14 protein-coding genes and 6 pseudogenes are annotated in these 19017 nt (G+C 68.5%); 9 read left to right on the top strand and 11 right to left on the bottom strand.

From position 1 onward, the window contains the following. Positions 1-43 precede the first annotated feature (43 nt). The 3 genes and pseudogenes from ACZ6BB_RS09320 to ACZ6BB_RS09310 all read right to left on the bottom strand — a co-directional run bounded on the left by ACZ6BB_RS09320 (position 44) and on the right by ACZ6BB_RS09310 (position 3049). A complete protein-coding gene (locus tag ACZ6BB_RS09320) occupies positions 44-823 on the bottom strand; it encodes an amino acid ABC transporter ATP-binding protein (RefSeq protein WP_392314898.1) in 780 nt (259 codons plus the stop codon). Positions 824-950: 127 nt separating this feature from the next. After that, positions 951-2381, bottom strand: a pseudogene (locus ACZ6BB_RS09315) (NF041680 family putative transposase). Between the two features lie 131 nt (positions 2382-2512). Beyond that, positions 2513-3049: a phosphoribosyltransferase family protein gene (locus ACZ6BB_RS09310; RefSeq protein WP_471614656.1), complete on the bottom strand. Its 537-nt coding sequence runs from the start codon at positions 3047-3049 to the stop codon at positions 2513-2515. A 170-nt stretch (positions 3050-3219) separates the two neighbouring features. Here ACZ6BB_RS09310 and ACZ6BB_RS09305 point away from each other — a divergent pair, with 170 nt between their 5' ends. Then, positions 3220-3954 carry a Type 1 glutamine amidotransferase-like domain-containing protein gene (locus ACZ6BB_RS09305; protein ID WP_471614655.1) on the top strand — a complete coding sequence of 245 codons (735 nt, stop codon included), beginning with the start codon at positions 3220-3222 and terminating at the stop codon, positions 3952-3954. Positions 3955-4132: 178 nt separating this feature from the next. Continuing rightward, positions 4133-4639 carry a helix-turn-helix domain-containing protein gene (locus ACZ6BB_RS09300; protein ID WP_471614654.1) on the top strand — a complete coding sequence of 169 codons (507 nt, stop codon included), beginning with the start codon at positions 4133-4135 and terminating at the stop codon, positions 4637-4639. Here the strand turns inward: ACZ6BB_RS09300 and ACZ6BB_RS09295 are convergent. Together ACZ6BB_RS09295 and ACZ6BB_RS09290 are read right to left on the bottom strand one after the other, a co-directional pair. Further along, a pseudogene (locus tag ACZ6BB_RS09295) lies at positions 4521-5164 on the bottom strand (IS5 family transposase); the annotation flags it as partial. The gene ACZ6BB_RS09300 and the pseudogene ACZ6BB_RS09295 sit on opposite strands and share 119 nt — an antisense overlap. A gap of 483 nt (positions 5165-5647) precedes the next feature. Then, on the bottom strand, positions 5648-7006 hold the full coding sequence (locus ACZ6BB_RS09290) for a glycoside hydrolase family 43 protein (protein ID WP_471614653.1): 1359 nt from the start codon (positions 7004-7006) through the stop codon (positions 5648-5650). Positions 7007-7378: 372 nt separating this feature from the next. Here ACZ6BB_RS09290 and ACZ6BB_RS09285 point away from each other — a divergent pair, with 372 nt between their 5' ends. Next, positions 7379-7564, top strand: coding sequence for a hypothetical protein (locus ACZ6BB_RS09285; protein WP_471614652.1), 186 nt, complete (start codon positions 7379-7381; stop codon positions 7562-7564). 513 nt (positions 7565-8077) lie between these two features. On the opposite strand, the gene ACZ6BB_RS09280 is transcribed toward ACZ6BB_RS09285, so the two are convergent. Beyond that, positions 8078-8953: a glutamate ABC transporter substrate-binding protein gene (locus ACZ6BB_RS09280; RefSeq protein WP_471614651.1), complete on the bottom strand. Its 876-nt coding sequence runs from the start codon at positions 8951-8953 to the stop codon at positions 8078-8080. Beyond that, positions 8950-9639 carry a response regulator gene (locus ACZ6BB_RS09275; RefSeq protein WP_471614650.1) on the bottom strand — a complete coding sequence of 230 codons (690 nt, stop codon included), beginning with the start codon at positions 9637-9639 and terminating at the stop codon, positions 8950-8952. The genes ACZ6BB_RS09280 and ACZ6BB_RS09275 overlap by 4 nt, the downstream gene beginning before the upstream one ends. Before the next feature lie 283 nt (positions 9640-9922). Between ACZ6BB_RS09275 and ACZ6BB_RS09270 the strand changes: the two genes are divergently transcribed. The 3 genes and pseudogenes from ACZ6BB_RS09270 (at position 9923) to ACZ6BB_RS09260 (ending at position 13417) form a co-directional block, all read left to right on the top strand. Beyond that, complete coding sequence (locus ACZ6BB_RS09270; protein ID WP_471614649.1) at positions 9923-12892, top strand: hybrid sensor histidine kinase/response regulator; 2970 nt, start codon at positions 9923-9925, stop codon at positions 12890-12892. A 32-nt stretch (positions 12893-12924) separates the two neighbouring features. After that, positions 12925-13151, top strand: a pseudogene (locus tag ACZ6BB_RS09265) (hypothetical protein); the annotation flags it as partial. After that, positions 13115-13417: a hypothetical protein gene (locus ACZ6BB_RS09260; RefSeq protein WP_471614648.1), complete on the top strand. Its 303-nt coding sequence runs from the start codon at positions 13115-13117 to the stop codon at positions 13415-13417. The pseudogene ACZ6BB_RS09265 and the gene ACZ6BB_RS09260, both read left to right, overlap by 37 nt. A 246-nt stretch (positions 13418-13663) precedes the next feature. Here the strand turns inward: ACZ6BB_RS09260 and ACZ6BB_RS09255 are convergent, their stop codons facing one another. The 4 genes and pseudogenes from ACZ6BB_RS09255 to ACZ6BB_RS09240 all read right to left on the bottom strand — a co-directional run. After that, a complete protein-coding gene (locus tag ACZ6BB_RS09255; RefSeq protein WP_471614647.1) occupies positions 13664-14551 on the bottom strand; it encodes an SCO6745 family protein in 888 nt (295 codons plus the stop codon). Between the two features lie 202 nt (positions 14552-14753). Further along, positions 14754-15901 (bottom strand): annotated as a pseudogene (locus tag ACZ6BB_RS09250) (sensor histidine kinase); the annotation flags it as partial. Positions 15902-15949: 48 nt separating this feature from the next. After that, positions 15950-16177, bottom strand: a pseudogene (locus tag ACZ6BB_RS09245) (MMPL family transporter); the annotation flags it as partial. Between the two features lie 214 nt (positions 16178-16391). Continuing rightward, positions 16392-16532 (bottom strand): annotated as a pseudogene (locus tag ACZ6BB_RS09240) (ABC transporter ATP-binding protein); the annotation flags it as partial. A gap of 146 nt (positions 16533-16678) precedes the next feature. Between ACZ6BB_RS09240 and ACZ6BB_RS09235 the strand changes: the two are divergent. From ACZ6BB_RS09235 to ACZ6BB_RS09225, 3 genes are all read left to right on the top strand, one after another. Continuing rightward, a complete protein-coding gene (locus ACZ6BB_RS09235) occupies positions 16679-17050 on the top strand; it encodes a hypothetical protein (protein ID WP_471614646.1) in 372 nt (123 codons plus the stop codon). Positions 17051-17214: 164 nt separating this feature from the next. Then, positions 17215-17799: a DUF5819 family protein gene (locus ACZ6BB_RS09230; protein ID WP_471614645.1), complete on the top strand. Its 585-nt coding sequence runs from the start codon at positions 17215-17217 to the stop codon at positions 17797-17799. After that, positions 17796-18995: an HTTM domain-containing protein gene (locus ACZ6BB_RS09225; RefSeq protein ID WP_471614644.1), complete on the top strand. Its 1200-nt coding sequence runs from the start codon at positions 17796-17798 to the stop codon at positions 18993-18995. The genes ACZ6BB_RS09230 and ACZ6BB_RS09225 overlap by 4 nt, the downstream gene beginning before the upstream one ends. The last annotated feature ends 22 nt before the right edge of the window (positions 18996-19017 follow it).

Below are 19017 nucleotides of genomic sequence, written 5' to 3'. Positions count from 1 at the left end.
GTGCGGATGCGCCCGGCCCTTGGACGGCCGGCGGATCCCGGTGTCAGTGGGTGAGGATCTTGGCGAGGAACGACTGGGCGCGTTCGCTGCGCGGGTGGTCGAAGAACTCGTGGGGGGTGTTCTCCTCGACGATCTGACCGTCGGCCATGAACACGACGCGATCGGCGGCCCGGCGGGCGAAGCCCATCTCGTGCGTCACCACGACCATCGTCATGCCGTCCCGGGCGAGGGCCGTCATCACGTCCAGTACCTCGTTGACCATCTCGGGGTCGAGGGCGGAGGTCGGCTCGTCGAAGAGGATCACCTTCGGGTCCATGGCCAGGGCCCGGGCGATGGCCACCCGCTGCTGCTGTCCTCCGGACAGCTGGGCCGGGTACTTGTGGGCCTGGGCCCCGATACCGACCCGGTCGAGGAGTTCGTGGGCGCGCTGCTCGGCGGCCCTCCGGTTCTGCTTCAGCACCTTGACCGGGGCGAGGGTGACGTTGTCCAGGACGGTCTTGTGGGCGAAGAGGTTGAAGCTCTGGAAGACCATGCCGACTTCGGCGCGCAGTCGTGCCAGCTGCCTGCCTTCGGAGGGCAACGGCGTTCCGTCGACGGTGATGGTGCCGGAGTCGATCGTCTCCAGCCGGTTGATGGTGCGGCAGAGCGTGGACTTGCCGGACCCGGAGGGACCGATCAGCACGACGACCTCACCGCGGCTCACGGCCAGGTCGATGTCCTTCAGCACATGCAGTTGCCCGTAGTGCTTGTTGACCTTGTCGAGCACCACCAGGTGGGTGCCCGGTACCGCCCGCTGAGGCGTCGCGGACATAACCTCGGTCATGGGAACACGTCCCTCCCTTCCTCGGATTCGCCGGCCGCAGTGCCGTTCTCGGCGGCGATGGCGAAACCGTAGGAGGAGCGCACTGCCGCGAAGGGCTTGTGCGCTTTGTGCTCAGCTTGTTCTTTATCTACCAAGATCTTCCGGGTTTGCCGATGGCCTTGAGAGTCTCAGGGCGTTTGACGGTCTTGCCGACGTCGTAGCGGGGTGCCCGCTGTTTGTTCTTGACGCCGGGTGGCCGTCCAGGGCCGGCGCCTCGGGGTTTGGGAACACGGACTGGGCAGGCGAGGTGAGCGCGGATGTTCCTGAACCCCCGGCGGACCCGGGCCGGGGTGAGCCGGTCGAAGGTGGCGGGTTTCTCCCAGGGCCGGCGGAGATCACCGGCCAGCGGCCGGGCGAGCCGGAGCTGGGTGTGAGCGACGATCAGGAGCCAGGTCCAGTGGTCCGCCGCCTCGGGAGTACGGAGCTTCGAAGTGGTCCAGCCCAGGGTCTGCTTCGCGAAGCGGAAGGTGTGCTCCAGATCGAAGCGGCGGAGAAACGCCTGCCAAGAACGGTCCACGTCGTCCGGGGTGGCGCCGGTCTTGGAGGACCACAGCCACACCGGCGGGGCATCCCGGTCCTTCGACAGATACTCGACCTTCAACCGGATCAACGCACCCTCAACCAAGGGAAGTTCACCGTCGTGGTCGAGCCATGAGGAGCGGTGGGTGAGCCTTGGGTGGACCCGATCCCATGCCTGCGTCTCGGCCTTGCCGTAATTGGTGGTACCGGTGATCGCGGGCTCGGGCCAGGTCTCCGGCTTGGTGAAGCGGAACTCCGGACCGTGCTTGGGCGGCCTGCCGTTGACGCCGTGCCTCCTCGGTGGCTTCGGCAGACGCATCACGCGGTCCGAGCACCCGGCCGACCAGCTCGACCGGCAGGTCACGCAGAACCCAGGCCAGGCGCGTTACGTCGTAACCGGCGTCGCTGACGATCACGATATACGGGTCCCCGGTCTGCCACTGGCCTGCGGCGATGAGCCGCTCGACGACGCCCCTCAGCTGGGCGGAGGTGATCGCGGTCGCGTCGTCGCAGGGCTGAGCCGGACCACGTCCAGGATCGCGGTCCAGGACGTGGCACCCGGCTCCAGCACGGCCACGAAGGAGTAGGGCCAGCCCGGGATGAACTGCGATGCCGTCTTCGCCCGGCCGTAGACATGGCAGAACAGTCGCTCCGCTGAGCACGGCGCGTCCGAGCGAAGCCACGGCGACACATCGACCGCGAGGACCAGACGCCCGCCGTCGAAACGCGGCAGCGAGAGCCCGGCCAGCGCCGCCCGCAGCCGGCCGACGTCGATCCGGCCGTGGTTCAGGCCGCCGTACATCGCTCCGTGACCACGCCGGTGCTCGGGCAGCAGCGTCAAGTCCACCGGGGACTTGACCGCACCGTCCGCACACAGCACCGCGTCCACCAACTCGAACAACTCATCGCGCCGGGCGGTCAGACACTCGTAGAACTCGCTCCGGAAGCGTGACGCTTCCGCGAACGCTTCCCTCCGGACAGCATCTGGCAGCAGACTCACCCTCACGGCCTTCGTCGTGGTCACGTGCACCTTGGTCGGAGCACATGATCAGACGGAGGCCGCCCCCACGTCCGCTGAACTGCGCAAACCTGCCTCAAGTTCGAGATCGGTTCGACGTTGGGAAGCTGAACTCATGACTCGCACGGTGGGAGTTCTTGCGCAGTCAACAGCCCCCGAATGGTGCTGAAGGCGTTCCTCGGCGCACCGGTGAACTGATCAACGATGACGCTGCATCCCACCCAGGTGGACCCGCACTCCTCGACCATGCTCTTGACGGCCGCAGCCTGGCTTCCGGTCTCAATCCAGTCATCAACCAGCAGAACACGGTCTCCCGGCCCCAGCGATGATCGCTGGAGTCGCAGCGTGTGACGAAGGCGTCGGTAGTCGGCAGATGACTGACGCACGACTTTGTCGCCTGGAAAGAGGCCCTCGCCCTTGCGGATGGGAACGAAACCGACGCCCAGCTCGACGGCCGCAGCAGCACCCAGAAGGAATCCCCGCGACTCGATTCCGCAGACTGCTGTGATCTGCTCCTCCCGGAACGGTTCAACCAGAGCGGCGACCACCGCGGCCAGGGCCTTGGCATCCCGAAAGATCGCCCACACATCCGCATGACCGCCGATCCACCGGAAGTGTTCAAGTGCCAGGTCACGCGGAGTCGAAGGCATGAGCGGAAGTCTTCCGATCGCCGAACAACGCAGCAAACCATTAACGACCACCCGGCAGCCTGGCTCTCACGACATCGACCTGAGCCCGTAGATAAAGAACAAGCTAAGTAGGTGTTTTTCAACCGGGGGCTGACCAGGTCCGTCAGCATGCCGCCGATACGATCATGGCCATGACGACTTTGGAACCGACGATCCTCGCGACCTCCGGCGGACATCGAGTCGGAGGACGAACCAGGGTGATGTTTGATGCTCTGGTGCATCATGCGGTCGACCTCTCCGGCGTGCATGGTCGGCGTCCGCGCATCATGTATGTCGGTACCGCCATCGGGGATGCCGAGCACTTCACGACCCGTATGACCGAGGCTGCGCGGGTAGCGGGATTCGATCTGACGCCTCTGCACCTGTTCCCCATGCCCAATGTCGAGGATGTCGAGGGCTCGATCCTCGAGCACGATGTGGTCTGGGTCATGGGGGGCTCGGTGGTCAATCTGCTGGCGGTGTGGAGAGCGCATGGCCTGGACCGCATCATGCATCGTGCCTGGCAGGCCGGTGTCGTGCTCAGCGGAGTCAGTGCGGGCTCCCTCTGCTGGTTCCAGGGAGGTGCGACCGACTCGTTCGGGCCGGAACTGCGCCCAGTCACGGACGCACTCGCTTTCCTGCCGTATGGCAACGGCGTGCACTACGACTCGGATGAGGGTCGACGCCCGTTGATCCACCAGCTCGTGGCGGACGGCACCATACCTACTGCTCACTGCACAGACGATGGAGTCGGCCTGGTGTACCGAGGAACGGAATTGGTGGAAGCGGTGACGGAAACTCCCGGTAAGGGCGCCTACATCGTCAAAAGCGACGGAGCCAGGGCGGTGGAGGAGCGCATCGAACCTCGCAGGCTGACCGCATCCTAGCGATGACCAAGTCTTTCACTTCGCGAGGCGAGACGATTCACGTTGGAATCGTCCCAGCTCAGCGGGTCGCCGATGGCTTCTTGGTCCACTGGTGTGATGTGAGGGCTCAGGACATAGTTGACGTGATGTTCTCAGGACACTCTTGACATCTTCTGATGGCACTTCAGGTGCTTCGGGCGTGACTCAGGAGGCGGAGAGCCCGCAGCAGGGCGACTGGTTGGTCGAGCAGAGGTACCGGGCGGTGCTGGAGGTACTCGACGGTTCCCCGTTCACCGAGGTCGCCCAGCGGTACGGGGTCTCCCGGCAGTCGGTCTACACGTGGAAGGCGAAGTACGCCGCGGGTGGCTTCGAAGGTCTGAGGGAGGCATCCCGTCGGCCGCGGACGAGTCCGAACAGGCTGCCGGCTGAGGTGGAGGCCCTGGTCTGCGAGATGCGCCGGTCCTATCCGCGCTGGGGAGCCCGGCGGATCGCCTACGAGACCAAGCGGACCGGAACTGAGTCCGCTCCGTCGCGGGCCACGGTTCACCGGGTGCACCGACGCCTGGAGCCACGTCTCGCGCTGCACCTAGGGGCTTTCGTTTGGGTCCCCGTGCGGACCACAGAAAAATGCCTGCGACGTGGAGTCCGGCCAGGTAGATCGCGGCCGTCTTCTCGTAGCGGGTGGCGATGCCGCGCCACTGCTTAGACGGTTGATGCACCGCTCGACGGTGTTGCGGTGCTTGTAGGTCTCGCGGTCGAAGGCGGGCGGTCTGCCGCCCCGGCTGCCGCGTCGAAGGTGGTGTGCCTGCTGGTCGGCCGGGGCAGGGATGACCGCACGGATTCCGCGCTTTCGCAGGTGCTTGCGGATGGCACGCGGGGAGTACGCCTTGTCGGCCAGGACTACGTCCGGGGTGGTGCGAGGCCGACCACGCTGCTGGGGCACTCGCAGGCGGGCCATGACCTGCTCGAAGGCAGGCGCGTCACCGGCCTGTCCTGCGGTCAGGACGAACGCCAGAGGCCGGCAGCGGCCGTCGGCCGCCAGGTGGACCTTCGTGGTCAGTCCGCCGCGGGACCGGCCGATGGCGTGATCGTCCGGCTCGCCGGCCGGGGCCCCTTTTTTACGCGCCCCGGCTGCGTGCTGGTGAGCGCGCACGATGGTGGAGTCCACGGAGACGGCCCAGTTGAGGTCTTCGTCGGCGTCGGCCTGGGCCATCAGCGCGGTGAACACCCGCTAATGACGGCCGGTCCCCGGCTGCCGGGGGGACTGCGAGCGGCTCGGCGGCCTGGGCGTGGATCTGGTCCCGCAGGTCTCGGTGGCGGTAGAGGAAGGCGCGGTCGACGCTCGCGCGTCGGGCGAGCGCCGCGACGCTGACCTCCGAACCGTCCTTCGCTGCCTCGGCCAGGGCGGCGAGGACGCGGTTGCGTCGGCCGGTGTCGGCGGGGTCCTCGGGGGCCTCGCGGCGCGGGCGGGTGTCGGACTCGGTGGCGCGGGCGGGGTCGGTGGTGGTCACCGCCATCGTGGCCTGGCCGAGCTGTTCGGGTACGCCACGCGGTTGCGCAGCCGTACCCAGGGGAGGGGGCGTTCACGACCCGGCCCGCGGGCTACGCGGTAGCGCTGGCCGCCGTGGCAGTGAGTGAGCGGTAGGGAGGCCCCTTTCCCCCCGTATACGCGGTTCCCCGCGCCCCTTTCGGGGGCGCGGGGAACCGTCCTGGATCAGGCCCAGGGGCTCACTGCGGTGAAGGAGCTGTCGGCCTTGAAGGTGGCCGTGTCCTGGAAGGGGTCGAGGCGGAGTGCGTAGGCGTAGTGGCGGAGGTAGCGGCCGGGGAAGTTGTACGACTGCAGGCTGACCGAGCCGGCCGTGCTGCCCGGCTGGGCGCAGTAGGTGGCGTCCTTGTTGAAGGTGTCGGTGCCGTTGCTGGCGTCGAAGCGGATCCGGTAGTCCCAGTGGCGCAGGTAGCGGCCGGCGGAGTCACGGAAGGAGTAGCAGGTGGCGTCGGCGAGGCCGGGCACGATCGTGAAGGTCGCACTCTGCTTCACGGCGGTGGTGCTGGAGTCGCTCACCGGGTCGACGTAGCCGAGGTTGTCGGAGCGGACCACGGCGTAGCGGCTCGGGAAGTTGACGGACTGCAGCGACCGGGTGGTGTTGGTCGGCAGGCTCGCGCCGCTGGGCACCCGCTCCTTCAGGACGGTCATGTGGCGGACGAAGCCGCTCAGGCCCGGCAGTTCCTTCTTGGGAGTCCAGGTGGCGAAGTTGTCGTAGCTGTCGCTGTACCAGTACTTCCCCTCGCGGTAGCCGTCGAAGTAGATGCGCCAGCCACCGTCGTCGAGCTGGACCAGCGCGGGACCCTCGACCCAGTCTCCCCAGCTCGCCCAGTTCCCGGTCTTCTTGATGGTGTACGGACCGGTGAGGCTGGAGGCGGTGGCGTACTCGAGGTACTTCGTCGTCTCGTTCTTGATGAAGGCGTGGTAGGTGGAGCCGATCTTGACGACGAAGGTGTCGATGTAGTTCGGGCCGATGCCGGCGAGCTGCGTGGGCGCGGACCAGTTGGTCAGCGTGGAGTCGGTCGCCGTGATCTTCCAGGGGGTGAAGTGGACGGCGGTGCTCGCCGAGGTCAGGGTCACGATGATGTTGACGCTGCCGTCGGTGTCGATGAACCACTCGGGCGCCCAGGTGCGGGTGATCCCGCTGATCGGGACCGTGTAGTTGTACAGGAAGGTCCAGTTCAGACGGTCGGCGCTGCGGGCGATGCCGATCGTGTTGCCGGTCCAGTTGGTGGTGTACGTGAGGTAGTAGAAGCCGTCGGTGTGCTTGAAGATGCTGGGGTCACGGATCAGACCGGACGGCGGGGTGTACGCCGGGCCTTTGCGCAGGGTGTACGTGGTGGCGTCCGGCGAGTCGTAGACGTACATGTTCGACTCGCTGGTCTTGGTGAAGGCGGTCATCGTGTACCGCGTCACCTGTCCCGGCGGCGGGGTGTCGGCTCCGGCCGGACCGGCAAGGGCGGTGGAGAGGCCCAGCAGGGCGGCCACCGAGGTGAGCAGGGCGAGGACTGCCCTGAGGGTTCTGTTCAACGCTCGTCCCATTTCTGCGCGAACTGCCCTGAGGCGCGAGTTGTTCGATATGCCGCACATCGTGCGGAACTGCGATCAGAAGATAAGAAGGTGGGCATGGATGCGTCAATGCATTCTGCGGAGTTTCTGTGAGAGATCATTCCGCTTGTGTCAGTTGTGGCCCCGCCGTGACCTCACTGTGAGGGCCCCGCATCCGCGTACCGCTCCCGCGTTGCCTCCGCCCTCGCGTCACCCCTGGTCACGCCTTGTTCCCGGTCGCCCGGCACGCGGGCAACAGGACGGCCACTCCGGCGCCGTGCGGGGCGTGGACACCGGCGCTACTGGGGCGACCTCACTCTCCTGCAGTTCAAGCACTTCCTGGTGCTGGCGGGCATGAGGAGCGCCTTCGGTCCCGGCGCCACCCAGGACACCTTCAACCGCCACCTCGGCGCGCACCAGGCCCCGCCCGACGTTTACCGTCCGGAGTTCGTGCTGCCGGCGATCCTCCTCGCCCACACCCTGCTGCGGGCGCTGAACCACGACCTCACGCGCCCCGACGACGAAGAGGACGACGCGTAGCCGTTTCCCAACCGGTCTGCTGAAGCAGCTCAGGCCGCCTCGGAGTCGATCTCGTCCCGTGCCTGACACACCAGACTCCACAGCTTCACGGGAGGTTCTGACATCGCACCGCCCGCGCCGACGCCGCAGTCACCGCCTGGTCCGGTCGTATCTCAGTAGGGTCGGGGACTGGCGCGGTGGCTGATGCTCTGTTTCTAGTCCCCGACCCTACTGAGCGGCACACGCCCTGCCTCCAGCCACCTGCGCCCTACGGCTGGCCGATCATGTCGCTGACAGGGAACAACCTGCGTGACAGGGTCAGGTGATGGTGAACAGCCTGACGGCGAGAGGAAGTTCGTGGAAGCACCGATACGGATCGCGCCGGCCGACGTGGCCGAAGCCTTCGGCCGCTGCCCCGGAGGAGAAGACCGTGCCCCCGCGATCTCGGTGACGACGCGTCCAGCCGTATCGACAACGCCCAAGAGCAGCTCAGCGCCGAACAGCGTGAAGCGGAAGCGGCGGAAAAGGCCAAGCTCAGCGGGACGGTGAGGAAGTGGGGGACGAGGAGGCGGACAGGGACGGCTTGGCCGTCTTCGCGGACACGCTCATCACGCCGATGGTGTCCCGGAAGGCCTCGTCCCATCGGCTGTCGCTCACGTACTGCTGGATCAGCCCGTTGAGATAGTCGCGGAAGTGGGTGTCGCCCCGGCGCACACCGATGCCGTACGGCTCCCTGCCGAACGGCCTGCCGACGAGTCGGACCGTGTCCGGATACTGGCTCATCAGGCCCAGCAGGATGGACTCGTCCGTGCTGATCGCGTCGATCCGCCCGTCGACCAGCGCCGACATGCACTCACTGTAGGTGTCGACGATCACCAGTCGGGCGCGCGAGACCTCGCCCCGCAACCGCTGCGCGGACGTGGAGCCCGCTGCCGTGCACACCTCCCGGCCGGCGAGGTCGGCGAGGTCACGGATGCCCCGTTCACCGCTGCGGACCAGCACGTCCTGCCTGGAGTAGTAGTACGGGTCGGTGAAGTCCACCAGCTTGCGGCGCTCTTTGCTGATCGAGTACGTCGCCACCACGATGTCCACGACACCACGGCGGAGGAAGTCCTCGCGGTTGCGCGGCATGGTCTCGATGAACCGGATGTTGCCCTCGCTGCCGGTGAGGTCCTTGGCCACCATGCGGGCGATCTCCGCGTCGAATCCGGTGATCCGCCCGGTCGAGGGATCTTTGAACCCGAAGAGCGGGTGGTCGAACTTGATGCCGACGGTGAACACGCCCCGGTCCTCGATGCGGGCCATGGTCGAGCCCTCGGGGAACCGTGCCCCGGAGTCCGGCCCTGCCAGGCCGCAGGCGCCGAGCACCAGACAGGTCAGCGCGGCCAGTATCGAGCGGCGGGAGGTCATGAGTCGCAGAAGCGGTAGCGGTGCTGCGGCCGCCCGGCAGACCCGTAGCGCAGGTTCGCCACGACGTCCCCCCGGTCGGCGAGGTACTCGAGATACCGCCTGGCGGTGGCCCTGCTGATACCGACCGCCTCGGCGGTCTCGTGCGCCGACAGGTCCCGTCCCGCGGCGGCCAGCGCGTCGAGCACCACCTGCTCGGTGGCGGGCGAGATGCCGGTGGGACGGACCACCGCGTCCAGGTGCAGGGAACGGAAGACGCGGTCGATCGCGCGCTGCTCCACCATCGCGCCGCCGGCCGACAGATGGGCCGACGCTGCCGCGTATCTGAGGAGGGTCTGCTCCACGGTGCCTGTCCGGGCGGGCTTGATCAGGTAGTACAGTGCGCCGCGCTGCATCGCCGCCTGTACGGCGGCGGACTCCCTCCTGCCCGAGATCACGATGACGTCCGTCGGCGGGTAGTCGGGACGCCGGAGCTGGTGGGCCACGTCCAGGCCGGGTATGTCGGGCAGATGCAGATCAAGGAGCACCAGGCGCGGTGCGAACCGGCGCGTGGCGGCCAGCGCCTCGCGTCCGGTGTGGGCGACGGCCACGACCCGGAACCCGGAGATCCGGTTGACCTGTGCCCGTAGGGCGGTGGTGACGACCGGGTCGTCGTCCACAATCAGAAGGGTTATCTCCTTCGACGCCATCGCCACGCTCCTCGTTTCGGCGACCGTCCAGACGACCCCATAGATTCCCAGTCAACGTGGTGTCCCCTCGGCATTTTGTGCATTGTGCTCACCACATATGTCTCTTTCAACCGCTCGACCTACTATTTTTCCTTCCGGCAACCACTCTGTACTGCGGCGGCATCTCGATGACTCGCCCGATCACCTGGAGGTGAGCTCACTGGGAGGGCGACTCTCCAGGACCGGACGGCGTTTTCGGTGGTCCCCGCGCCGCGGTGACAGCGACCGGGGATGGTTGTTCGCGGTGGCCGCGCTGTGGGCCCTGCTCGGCCTGCTGCCGCTCGGGCTGCTGACCTCGACGAGTGTGACACTGTCCGACCAGGCTGTCCGCAGCGAGGTTCGGGACCGGGTGGAGACGACCGCGGCGGTGAGCCGGGTGGTCGTGGAGCAGCAGATGGGCACACTGAAGCAGCTCGTCAGCGCCTACGCCCAGCGGCCCGAGATACGGTCCTTGGTCACCTCGGGCAACCGGGCGGCCGCGTCCGGTCTGCCCGACGCGCTGGCGGAACTGGCCCGGATGCGGCCCGGGATCAGCGGAGTGATCATGGCGGCGCCCGACGGCCGGCTGATCGACGCCCAGCCCTCGCTCAAGCTGTTCCAGGACGTCAGCGGAACCGACTGGTACCGCGCGGTGCGCAACAACATGCAGCCGTACGTGTCGCAGGCGTACACCCCCACCATGCAGGGCGTCTCCCGTGCCGTGGCCGTCGCGGCGCCGATCCCGGGCGAGGACGGCCATGAACTGCTGGGCATCCTGACCGCCGTCTACAGCCTGGACGCGATCCAGGCGTACGCTTCGGAGGCCGCCGAGGCGCAAGGGATCCGGTTGCTGATCACGGACCGGGGCGGGGTTCTGGTGGCGGACCCGGCGGGCCGGCTGTTCGCGCTCACCTCCCTGCGGGAGGACGCGCGAGTGGACGCGGCGCTGGCCGGCCGCAGGGTTTTCACCAACTGGCGCGGTGACGAGGGGCCGGTGCTCTCGGCCTCCGAGCCCATCCCGGGCATCGGCTGGACGGTCACCGCCGAGGTGCCCGCCGCCGAGGCACTGGCCTCCGCGGGCCATCTGCGCAACCGGGTGCTGTTCATAGCCGCCCTGCTCACCGCCTTGATCCTGGCCGGGCTCGGCTTCCAGATCCACACCAGCCGTAGCCGTCGACGGGCGAGGCGGACCCTGGCGCGGTACGCGGACGCGCTCGGCACGGCGCGGGACGAGGCGGTGCGGGCCTCGGCCGCCAAGTCCGAGTTCCTGGCCAAGGTCAGCCACGAGATCCGCACCCCGATCAACGGCGTACTGGGCATGAACACCCTCCTTCTCGACACCCGCATGGACGACGAGCAGCGGCACTACGCGAGCACCGTGCAGGAATCCGCACAGAACCTGCTCCGCCTGCTGGACGACTTCCTCGATCTGTCGAAGGTCGAGGCGGGCCACCTGAGGATCGAGAAGGTGGCCTTCGACCTGCCCCGGCTGTGCGACGAGGTCGTGGCCCTGTTCGCCCCGCACGCCTACCGGCAGGGCCTGTGGCTGGCGCTCCACCTGGCCGAGGACCTCCCTCAGCACGTGGCCGGCGATCCCGTCCGGCTCCGGCAGGTGCTGACCAACATCCTCGGCAACGCCATGAAGTTCACCGTCCAGGGCGGGATCGACCTGGAGGTCGTCCTGGAACCCGACCGCGATCGAGGTGCCTCGTCCACCGTCGACCGGGCGACCTTGCGGTTCACCGTCCGCGACACCGGCATCGGCGTCGGCCCCGAGGACCGGGACCGGGTCTTCGAGACGTTCCGTCGGCTCGACTCCCCCATCACTCGCCGCACCGGCGGCAGCGGACTGGGGCTTGCCATCAGCCGGCAGCTGGTCGAGCTCATGGGCGGCAGGATCGGGCTGGACAGCATGAAGGGCGTCGGCAGCCGTTTCTGGGTGACCCTGCCCATGGACGTCCTCGCCCGGACCGCCCCCGCCCACGAGGAACTGAACGGTCGCCGCGTCCTCGTCGCCGCCGCGGACGAGGAGAACCGGGAGCTGGCGCGCCGCATTCTGTCCGGAGCCGGTCTGATGGTGGAGGAGACGGCGGACGCTGCCGCGGCCACGGCCGCACTACGGGCCGCGGCAGCCGACCAGTCGCCGTTCGACCTCGCCGTCATCGATCTCCACATGTCACTCGCCGGGAACGGTACGCGTCCGGCCCGGCCGGATGACGACGAGAACGGGTCGCTCGCCGACGCCGTCCTCGCCGATCCCCAGCTCCACGCGACCAACGTCATCGTGCTGATCACTCCGGGACGTACCGGTGCCGCATGGCCTGCCGCTTCCCGGACCAAGGACCGGACCGTCCAGTCGGTGACCCTGCCACTGAGCCGACGCCGTCTGCTGGCGGCGGCGCAGAACGCGCTCAGCACGGCGGGAGCCCCCGAGCCGCCGGCACCGCTCCCCCGCCCGTACGACGGCGGAGCACAGGATCATGCCGGCGTCGCGGCACGCCCGGCCCGTGTCCTCGTCGTCGAGGACGACGACGTCAGTTCCCAGGTCGCACGGCTCGTCCTGCAGAAAGCGGGCCACCATGTCGACGTGGTCGACGACGGGCACCGCGCGGTTCGAGCCGTGCTCCGCGACCGGTACGACCTCGTCCTCATGGACTGCCAGCTGCCGGGACTCGACGGCCTCGCCGCGACGGCCGAGATCAGACGGCGCCAGGCCGGATCCGAGCGCGTCCCGATCATCGCCATGACGGCGGCGGCCATGCCGGACGACCGGATCCGGTGCATCGAGGCGGGCATGGACGACCACCTCACCAAACCGGTGGACTGGACGCAGGTGCTCACCCGCATCGCCGTCTGGACGGCGGCGGAACCGCCCACCGAATCCGCCGCTCCGAACACCTGGAACCTACCGGCGGAGCTCGACGGCCTGCCCGCCGACGACATCGCGGACATCGCGGACGCGTTCGCGGCCTCGACCCCGGAGGTCCTCAGCCGGCTGCGGGAGGCGCTGGAGACCGGGGACTTCGATGCGGCGCGCCTGTGGGCGCACCGTCTCAGAGGCAGTTGCGCGACCGTGGGAGCCACCCGCGCGGCGGAACTCTGCCAGGACCTCGAGGCCGCTGCCGACGCGCGGCGGCTGTGGACGGCTCGTGACGACGCTCCGCTCCCCGCGGTCCTGACGCGGTTGGCGGACGAGATGCGCCGGGCCACGCAGGAGTTGCGCAGCCGCTGCTGAGAAGGAGCCGGCCCGCCGACGCCCGCCCCTGGATCGCGGGGGCGGGCCGACACCTGGCGAAGGACCGGATGGACATCACCGGTGCCCGCTGGGGCCTGGCCGGGGCCGAGACGGTCTCAGGCTCCGCACCGTGATCAGCAACGGCGGCTTCGAGCGGTACTGGAAGTATCACCCGCAGCGCGGAGCACCTGTGGTTCACGCCATCCGTTGCGCGGAAGGTCCGTGCGGCCTTGCCTCAACGACCACAAGCCGTTCGTAGGACTCTTCTCGCCGGATCACGACCTCTTCCTGGCCCTCGGCCCCGTCGAGAATGCCTGGGCAGACCGCTGGATCTCCTGGGAGTACGCGGATCTCACCCCTCCGACCGAGGCCGCGGACCTGGTCGAGCACCTGCTGGATCAAGTCGCCGACCAGGTGGCCACGCTCTGGGCCAAGGACGTCGACCGGATTGAGGCAGCTCTCCGACGCGATCACGCTCGTGACATGCGCGTGCAGCCCAACTGCTCGTCAGACCGAAGACGTTGACTGCCGATCCACGATGAAACGTCCGCAGCGCCTTCCCTACGGCGCCGACCTGTCCGTCCACACCCGAGCGCACCGCATGCGGGTCGGGGAGGCGACTCCGGGCAGGTGAGAAGCCTGCGCCGGTCGAGGCGCCTCGACGCCACAGGCCAGGCGATGTGCTCGGGGGCAGTCCGCGAGCACCACGGCTGCTTCGAGGGTCGTCGAGACGGACCTGCCGTCGGGAATTCCCGGCCTCGCTCTCTTCTCTCATGCGTTCTCTTCGCTGAGGCGGTCGACTGCCCACGGGATGAGCTCCTTGGCCACCGCAAGGCTGAACGGCCTCCCCAGTGAACGAAGTTCGGCGCAGGCGGCAGGACCGAGCGTGATGTAAGGGAGGGCGGCCAGCCTGTCGGTGGTGTGCTCGATCTCCGCCCTGCGCCGCGTACCGTCCTCGGTCAAAGCGAGGTGGGGTCCATCGTCGAGCCATCCACGCTCACGCAGGTTCTCCACGGCCTGTCCCCACTGCTCCTGCGTCCATGCCCGCGAGTCGCGCAGCACACCTGCGTCGATGTCGCCTGTGGCGGCGTGCGTGACGAGAGCCTCGAGCCCGCTCAGTCCGACAGTCAGCAGTGCCGCCACGTGACCGTCGCCACGGAATTCCCGCAGCAGAGTCTGTGCGTGCCAGAGCACGAGGTGGGGTGCGCTCGGCCACGGCAGTGCGGCGTGCGCGGCGAAGAGGGGGCGGCCTTGTGGATGGCGCACGGCCACTTCAGCAGCGGTACGGGCCAATTCCGCTGCGCGGGCCAGCGCCGGTGAGGAGACGTCCGTGCCGAGGATGCGGCGGAGCGTGGTATCGATCCCGGTGAGCCGGGCGGCGGCGAACCGCTCGGGCGTGGCGGCTTCCCATGCCGCGGGTATGGCTCGTCGCACCAGTTGGGGATTGAAGTTGTAGAACGTGGCGATGACCAGATCCGCCGGAGCGGCGCCGAGCGCGGCGGAGCGGGAGGCGAAGTACCCCGTCCTGGCGTCCACGCCCAACTCGGCGTACTGGCCTGCGGCTTCGGGCGAGAAGTAGACGGCCCCGTGGTAGGGCTCGAGAGTTCTCCAGGTCTGGCGTGCGAGGGCCAGGCTGTCGCGGTCCGTGTTCTGCGTCATGAGGGGTTCACCGTCCTGTGGCGGATGAAGCGTTGCTGTTCATCGAGCACACGACGGCGCGTGGGGGACACCCGACCGTACCGTCTGGTCGGTACGTTATCGGAGAGCGGCTCTGGCTGCTACTGCCCCTGCAACCAGTTCCCTCCTGGCCGAAATACGAATCCATCCGCTGTACGCGACCGCGTTGGTGCGGCTTCCGCAGGACCCCGAACCCCCCGGCGGCCCCCGGCCCGGCGTCCAGCATGCCGCCCACACTCCGCGCCCGCTCCCGCATCCCGACGAGACCGAACCCAGGGGTGTCCGTGGCGCACGGCCCCGTGCCGTCGTCGGTGAACGAGACGTGCAGGGCGCTGTCCTTCTCGTACACGTGCACCTGGATCGAAAGTCCCGGTCCCCCGTGCCGTACGGAATTGGTCAGCGCCTCCTGCACGATGCGGTACGCGGCGGCGCCCACGGCGGGCGGCGCATGGTCGGCCCGTACGGTCAACTCGGCCCGTGCCCCGGCGGTCCGGGCGGTCTCCGCCAGGTGGGCGATGCCTTCGAGGCCGGGCAGCGGCCCGCGGCCGTCGCCGTGCTCGGCGGCGCGCAGCACCTCGAGGGTGGTGCGGAGTTGCGGCAGGTGTGGGCGATGTCGTCGAACGCCTTCGCGACGGCCGCGCGGTCGAGGCGGTCCGGGTCGGCGGCCAGTACGTGGGCGGCGACGGAGGTCTGCACGCCGATGAGCGTGATGCTGTGCGCGAGCAGGTCGTGCAGGTCACGGGCGATGCGCAGCCGCTCCTCGGCGACCCGGCGGAGGGCCTCCTCCTCGCGGGTGCGTTCGGCACGTTCGGCACGTTCCAGGACGGAGGCGAGGTACTGGCGGTGGACGCGGATGTAGCCGCCGAAGAGCAGTACGGAGACGAGCCAGCCGGTGATAAGGATGATCTCGGCGAGTCCGTCCGGATTGGTGACCGCGTTGACGGTGAGGGTCATGCCGATGAGGACGATCCCGACGAGCAAGGCGCGGCGGGCGCTGCCGGCGACGGCGACGGTGTAGAGCGCGAGCAGGGTCGCCGGGACGGGGACGCTGTGGGTGTAGTCGAGAGCGTGGTACGGGACGACGCAGGCCACCATGGCCAGCATCACGGTCATGGGGTGGCGACGACGCCAGATCAGCGGGACGTTCGCGCCCAGCAGCAGCAGCCACGCGAGGAGGTCCGGCTGACGCCCGTCCTTGAGGAAGAGGGCCATGACCGTGGCGAGGACGGCCACCACGGCGGCGAGGTACGCGTCGTTGCGCAGGGAGGGGACCGCCGGAGGGTAGTTGACGGCGGTCAGGGCCCGCTCGATGAGGGATTGGTGGCGCGGCATTCCGTCAGGCGGGCGTCCCTGCGGCAGTGGGAGGGACGCTCGCGGTGTCTACGGAACTGCGACAGGCTCCTGTGCGCCAGGATCCGGCTCCGGTTCCCGCGACAGGCGACCCGGCCACCACATCTTCCGCCGCAGGGCGACGCTCGCGCTGGTCACCAGGTACGTCCGTACGAGGAAGGTGTCCAGCAGCACTCCGACCGAGATCACGAAGCCCATCTCGACCAACTGCACCAGGCCCATGTTCACCAGCACGGCGAAGCCGGACTCGCCGACCAGGGCGGTGATCCGGCCGGCAGGCAGGTCGAAGGACACGTCGTTGACGGCACGGATGCGGCGCCGGGAGAAGGCGGTGCCGGCCTGGAAGTCCTTGGACAGACCGCGTACGGACAGCAGGGGTTCGGTCATCCGGGGCTCCTTCAAGGCTGCGGGCCACCCAGCGGCCGGGCGCGATCTCGCGCAGGTCGGGGACGTTCATGGAGCAGTCCGAGCGGTCCTCGGGACAGCTGACGTGGAAGCCGCAACTGTCGGCGGTGCGCGGGGCGTCGAAGGGGCCGGTGAGCTCCTGGCGCGGGCCGGTCAGCGGCGGGAAGGCGTTCATCAGCGCCTTGGTGTAGGGGTGGAGCCCGCACACGGGACGCTGAGGGCGAAGCAACGCGGTTCGCGTCAGTTCAACCCGATTGGTCCATCCAAGGCCGCGATTTCGTTACCTCCCCTCTTCGACCCCGGTTGGGTGCGGCAGCGGCGGCCGAGGGGTGCCGCCCTAAGGGAAGGCAGCCAATGAAGGGGATTCTCCGGACGGCATTTGTCGTGGCGTCCGTTGTGGGCGCCGCGGTGTTCGGCGGAGTCGCGTCGGCCGACGAGGGCGACACGTTCCAGCGCGATTCCACCAACATCTCGACGTCGAACAACCTGGACCACAACTGTGGCCAGGTCCGCTACGGATTCTGCAACCAGACCAACACCTTCAACCCCGTGGTGCTTTTGAGCATCCGCGATCTGCTGCTGGGCAGTGGCGATGACGGTGACACCGGCAGTTCCGGCAGCAGCGGTTCCTCGGGCTCTTCGGGCAGCAGCGGTTCCTCGGGTTCCTCGGGCAGCAGCGGTTCCTCGGGTTCCTCGGGCAGCAGCGGCGCCTCGTCCGCCGGCTGAACACCACACGGGCGGCAGCGCGCCCATGACGACGTAACGGAATCCGGACCCGGCGAACAACGGAGCGCAAGCGAATGACGGGCTCTCAGAGCAACTCTTCCCGGGTCCGGTCCGGACCGGCCACGGCGGTATTGGTCTCCGCCGCCGTGATCATGCTGGGGGCCGTGGCCTGGCACGTAGCGGCGGTGTTCCTTGCGCTCGCGCCGGAGAACGGGATCTCGCAGAGGTACAAAGAACAGATCGACGGGTATTCCAGACCCACATTCGCCAGGGACTGGAAACTGTTCGCTCCCAACCCCCTCCAGGAGAACACCGCGGTCTGGGCACGCGTCGAGTCGGAGTCTCCCGACGGCCACCGCCGGGTGAGCAATTGGGTCGACCTCACAGGGCAGGACATCGCGGCCATCAGGGGCAACCCCGTGCCGAGCCACGCGCATCAGAACCTGCTCCGCCGCGCCTGGGATTTCTACGCGAAGACGCACGACCTGCGCGACGGTCGCCGTGTGGACCGGCGCGGTGACCTGTCGGAGCAGTACCTGAAGCGGATCGCGCTCCAGCGCCTAGGCCGCGGGGACAGCGGCGGCACTCAAACCGTCGCCATCCAGTTCCGGCAGCAGGTGACACCGGTGCGACCACCCCATTGGGACACGCGCGACGCGGGCACCGGTGTCATGGTCCGCGCGGCGGTTCCCGGGACGCAGCCCTGGTGGCCGGTGAGGGAACACGACTACGAAGGGCTGGGGTTGTGACCAAGCGCCTCACCGATCTCACGACGCGTATGACCGTCCTTCTCGACCTCGCTACCCGGGCCCGATTTCCCTACCAGGCCGCCACGGTCCGGATCGGCTTTTCTCTCGTCTTCGCGGCCTTCCTCATCCGCGAATGGCCCCACCGCCGGTCCCTCTACGGCGACCACAGCCCCTGGTCGCAGGAGATGGCTCTGCGCGTCATCGGCGAGGACCAGGCCTTCACCGCACTGGCCTGGTGGCCGGGCCACTGGTGGTTCGAGACCGTCTACCACGGCACCCTCCTGGCGGCACTGCTGCTCATGGTCGGCTGGCGCACCCGTGCCATGTCGGCGCTCTTCATGGTCGGCGTGCTGTCCCTGGAGTTCCGCGCCCCCTACCTGGGGGACGGCGGTGACAGCGTCTTCATCAGCATGGCGGTCTATCTCGTCCTCATCCGCTGCGGCGAGGTCTGGTCACTGGATGCACGCCGTCGGCGCACAGGTGCGGATGACCGGTCCGGTCCGTTGCTGTGGCAGCTGACGGGCGTACTGCTGGGACTGGTGCTCGGTCTCCCCGACTTCGGATGGGCGGGGCTGCTCTGGGCACTGTGGGTCGGATGCGGTCTGCGGTTCGCGGCCGACCGCTGGTTCCCCCAACACGAGGCCCGGACCGTGCTGGACGGTCTCGCGGCCATGCTGCACAACCTCGGAATGCTCGTCATCGCGGTGCAGGTCTGCTTCATCTACGCCACCGCCGGCTGGTACAAGATCCAGGGTTCGCGCTGGCAGGAGGGCAGCGCGCTGCACTACGCGCTGCACCTGGACCACTTCCGGCCCTGGCCCATGCTGTCCGATCTGCTGGCGGCCGGGATGCTTCCGGTTGTCCTCCTCGCCTACGCGACAGTCGTGGTCCAGGTCGCCTTCCCCTTCACGCTCGCCTCCCGGAAGATCAAGAACACCCTGCTCGCAGTGATGATGGCCGAGCACGCCGGCATTGCGGTTGTCCTCGGGCTGCCATTCCTGTCCGCGGCGATGATTGTCTGCGACGCCCTGTTCCTGCCGACCGCGCTGCTGCTTTGGATCGACGCCCGTCTCAGCCGCAGAGGTCTTCGATCCGGGGGCGGCAGGAAGGTCCCGGCGGCCGTTCCTTCCATCCCGGAGGGCAGAAGGCCCGAGCCCGCGAAGGCACCGGCACCGTCCGGCGCGACCCGGCCCTGACACGGAACCGTAGGCTGCCGCC

The organism is Streptomyces sp. NPDC041108, assembly GCF_055592645.1.
The sequence above is the reverse complement of the archived record's forward strand: the minus strand, read 5'-3'. Positions and strand labels throughout refer to the sequence as shown.

Coding starts and splice junctions, on each gene's coding strand:
- ACZ6BB_RS09320 (WP_392314898.1), bottom strand. CDS start 823: ATGACCGAGGTTATGTCCGCGACGCCTCAGCGGGCGGTACCGGGCACC.
- ACZ6BB_RS09310 (WP_471614656.1), bottom strand. CDS start 3,049: ATGCCTTCGACTCCGCGTGACCTGGCACTTGAACACTTCCGGTGGATC.
- ACZ6BB_RS09305 (WP_471614655.1), top strand. CDS start 3,220: ATGACGACTTTGGAACCGACGATCCTCGCGACCTCCGGCGGACATCGA.
- ACZ6BB_RS09285 (WP_471614652.1), top strand. CDS start 7,379: ATGAGGAGCGCCTTCGGTCCCGGCGCCACCCAGGACACCTTCAACCGC.
- ACZ6BB_RS09280 (WP_471614651.1), bottom strand. CDS start 8,953: ATGACCTCCCGCCGCTCGATACTGGCCGCGCTGACCTGTCTGGTGCTC.
- ACZ6BB_RS09275 (WP_471614650.1), bottom strand. CDS start 9,639: ATGGCGTCGAAGGAGATAACCCTTCTGATTGTGGACGACGACCCGGTC.
- ACZ6BB_RS09255 (WP_471614647.1), bottom strand. CDS start 14,551: ATGACGCAGAACACGGACCGCGACAGCCTGGCCCTCGCACGCCAGACC.
- ACZ6BB_RS09235 (WP_471614646.1), top strand. CDS start 16,679: ATGAAGGGGATTCTCCGGACGGCATTTGTCGTGGCGTCCGTTGTGGGC.